General features: G+C 60.6%; 3 protein-coding genes and 1 tRNA gene. 1 reads left to right on the top strand and 3 read right to left on the bottom strand.

Annotation, left to right across the window (positions count from 1 at the left end; all coding sequences use genetic code 11):
• From H5T60_13235 to H5T60_13225, 3 genes are all read right to left on the bottom strand, one after another.
• The coding region (locus H5T60_13235; protein ID MBC7243393.1) for a sugar ABC transporter permease at window positions 1-355 on the bottom strand (355 nt) is incomplete at its 3' end.
• 115 nt (window positions 356-470) lie between these two features.
• Window positions 471-1832 carry an extracellular solute-binding protein gene (locus H5T60_13230; GenBank protein ID MBC7243392.1) on the bottom strand — a complete coding sequence of 454 codons (1362 nt, stop codon included), beginning with the start codon at window positions 1830-1832 and terminating at the stop codon, window positions 471-473.
• Window positions 1833-1909: 77 nt separating this feature from the next.
• Window positions 1910-2962, bottom strand: coding sequence for a LacI family DNA-binding transcriptional regulator (locus tag H5T60_13225; GenBank protein MBC7243391.1), 1053 nt, complete (start codon window positions 2960-2962; stop codon window positions 1910-1912).
• A gap of 257 nt (window positions 2963-3219) precedes the next feature.
• On the opposite strand from H5T60_13225, the gene H5T60_13220 reads away from it, so the two are divergent.
• Window positions 3220-3295 (top strand) — tRNA-Asn (locus tag H5T60_13220).
• Window positions 3296-3305: the final 10 nt, after the last annotated feature.

The raw sequence follows: 3305 nt of genomic DNA, 5'->3' as shown, positions 1-3305 counted from the left end.
TCATGCATAAGCCACCCAGGCTCAGCCCGCGGTTGAAGATGAGCGCCAGGATGAACGAGATAAACATGGTCAGCGTAATGTAGAAGGCTCCGAAGATCAGGGTCAGTTGCAGGCTGTGCCAGAACTGCCGGCTGGCGAAGATGGTGGCGAAATTGTCCAGGCCCACGAAGACCATGGCGCCTTTCCGCACCGAGGTCAAGGCGAGATAAAAGCTGTACAGGGTGGGATATAGGCTCACGGTGCCGATCAGGACCAGCGCCGGCGCCAGCAGAAAATACGGGTATAATTGGCTGGAACGTTGTTGGAATATCCTGCTCCATCCCCGCGCGCGGGTTTTTTCTGTTACCGCATACATACGCATCCCTTTTGGCCGGGCGATGCCGGCGGATCGTGTGAAGAGGAATTCCAATGGGTAGCCCTTTCGCCGGCCACCATGGGCCGGCGAAAGGGCGGCTAGATACTCAGGCCATTTACTTGAAGTAGCGTTTGATGACCTCGTCCTGGGCCTGCTGCAGATGGGTAGCGGGGTCCAGCTTCGGATCCAGCATCAGCTCCTGCAGGGCGATGGCCAGGGCATCCAGGCTTTCGGTGTAATAGGGCGACTGCTCCATGAACACACCGTTCTCGGCCAGGTTCTTGGCGGTTTCGCGGTAGAAGTCGCTGTCGAACGCGGAGGCCCGGAATGCTTCGTCAATAGTAGGAATGCCGTACATGTTGCTGGCATACTGTGCCAGGACCGGCGGGTTCATGAAGAAGTTGAGCCACGCCAGGGCGCCCTTGGGGTTCTTGGCGTTTTTCGGCACGGCCCAGGTCTCGCCGACCAGGAAGACATAATGTTTGCCCTCTTTGAAGGCCGGGGCCAAGCCGAGCTTCGTCTCGCCGGCGTTGATCTTGTCCTTTAAGCCGGGGATGAAGAGGAAAGACCAGGAGCCGCCGCGCACCGAGGCGGCCTTGCCGTCCACCCACGGCGTCTCGCCGGCGGTAAAATCACCCGTGAAGCAGGTCTCGGGGATATACCCCTTGCTCAGGAGTTCACGCGCCCAGTTCACTACCTCGACGGTCTCAGGGGTGGCCCAGGCGGGTTTGCCCTCCGCATCAAAGACATGGCCGCCGTTGGAGCGGATCCAGGGGCCCCAGGTCAGCTCGACCGCCGCGTAGTGCCGGCCGGCGAAGAAGGTGGAGATATATTTGCCCTCTTTGGCCAATCGCTCCCCCTCTTTCAGCCAGTCCTGGGGGGTGGTGGGCCAGCCGTTGGGGAAGTCCGCCACATTGTAATACCAGGCACCGCCGCGCACGTCTGCGGTCACGCAGTAGCGCTTGCCCTGGTAGATGCAGGCCTGCGCATCGGCATTGGAGAGCTGGCTTGCCCAGGGAGTATCCTTGACCAGTTCGGTGATGTCCATCAGGGCGCCGGCGCTGACCAGTTGAGGCACTGCCTGGCTGCCAAGCTCGGTGACGTCGGGCATTTCGCCGCCAGACTGGGCGATGAGCGCCAGTTTGAGCGCGATCTGGTCCCAGGCGACCTGTTCGTAGTTGACCTTGATGCCGGTGGTGGCTTCGAACGAGGTGATCAACTGCTTGAGGCTAACGGCGGCCTGATCCTCGGTGTTGGTCAGGTCATAGCGCGCCCAAACCGTGATAGGTTCTGGCTTCGCCTCGACTGGGACTTCGACGGTCTTTTCCACCACCACTGTCTTTTCCACCGGCTTTTCCACGACCACAGTTTCCTTGACGACTTTCTCGACGACCTGGGGCGTGGGTGCCGGCGCGCAAGAGGCGAGCACCAGGAGAATGACCATCAGGAGACCGACTAGCGACCACTTGTGTTTCATCTTGACCCTCCTCAGATTGCATCGTTTGGCTGACCAAGGCGCATCCTGATCATGATCGGATCCAGCTTGCCAGGCTTTCACAGGCTTTCACCTCCCCCTTGTACCTCGTGGTTGGGACACCGGCCGGTGCTCTCGCCGGCGATAAAGTAGGGCCGGACCAATACTTGGGTCTCTGATAGCGGCTCATTTTTCAATAGGGCGACCAGCATCTGGGCGGCTAGCGCCGCCGACTCGTCGGCTCGGATATCGATCGCCGTGGGATGGAAGGTGCCCAGCGCGGCCGCAGTGGAGCGGTCGAAGCAGATCAGGGAAAGGTCCTCTGGGATACGAATGCCGCGCGCCTTAGCGGCGTTGATAGCGCCCCAGGCGGCAATATCGGTCCAGAAAATCACCGCCGTGGTCTGGGGATACTGTTCCACTAGCCGGCCCATTGCCTCGGCGCCGGCCTCGGGGGAAACGCCGCACGGGAGGGTTTGCCCTGAAAGGTGATAGCTGGCGCATGCCTCTGCGAAGGATTCCAACGCCCGTTCGACGAGTCCGAAGCCCCGGTCTTCCTGATGGAAGTACATGATGTGCCGATGGCCCAACTCAGCCAGATGCGCCACGCATTCGTGCATCGCATATTCCACATCCATGTCCACGTAGACGAGGCCGGCGTTGTCCGCGCAGCGGCCGAAGAGGACGAAGGGCAGATTCGCTTGGCGAAGGATGTCGATGCGAGGGTCTACCATACGCACCTGGAGCAAGATGACGCCGTCCACTAATCCGCTCTGTACCACCCGGCGCAGGTTTTCATGGCTTGGGGCGGCGTGTGTCAGGAGAAGGAAGTCGTAATTTTCCTGGTTGAAGACGTTGGCGGCGCTGGCGATGATCTTCATTTCCAAATTGGCGATGCCGGGGGTGACGAGGGGGAAGGCGAAGCCGATGATGCCGGTGCGTCCGCCGGCCAGACGCTGTGCCAGGGGGTTCGGCTGATAGCCTAACTCCTCGATGGCCTGGAAAATGCGCCGGCGCGTCTCCTCGGAGACCGGCCGTTTGCCGTTCAGGGCATGGGTGACCACGGTCTTGCTGACCCCTGCGCGCTGAGCGACGTCCGCGATGGTTGGACGTTTGCCATTGTGCTTGCGCATAGCCCCTCGCAGAAAAGAGGTGAACGCCAGTTCTATTTGTCTACTGCATTATAACACAAAACGGTTTGCGTGTCAAGTATAATGGACAAACCAGCGGCAACGTCGCGTTCGGTCTTGCGGTCTTCATTTCGCCGCGCCGCCTGGTTCGAATGGAAAGAGCGCCGGCGCCGGCTGTGTGGCGGGGCCGCACCTGGCGCGTGCTGGGCCGGCCCGGTTTGACAAATTGGCCGAATTCCATATAATTTTGTCCGAAATGTTCCTCGGTAGCTCAACAGGCAGAGCGGCCGGCTGTTAACCGGTTGGTTGCAGGTTCGAGTCCTGCCCGGGGAGCCAGTGCGGACAG

The organism is Anaerolineae bacterium, assembly GCA_014360855.1.
Classification (GTDB): Bacteria; Chloroflexota; Anaerolineae; order JACIWP01; family JACIWP01; genus JACIWP01.
The sequence above is the reverse complement of the archived record's forward strand: the minus strand, read 5'-3'. Positions and strand labels throughout refer to the sequence as shown.

Excerpts from the sequence above, each read along its gene's own strand:
- H5T60_13230 (MBC7243392.1), bottom strand. The coding sequence starts at position 1,832 with ATGAAACACAAGTGGTCGCTAGTCGGTCTCCTGATGGTCATTCTCCTG.
- H5T60_13225 (MBC7243391.1), bottom strand. The coding sequence starts at position 2,962 with ATGCGCAAGCACAATGGCAAACGTCCAACCATCGCGGACGTCGCTCAG.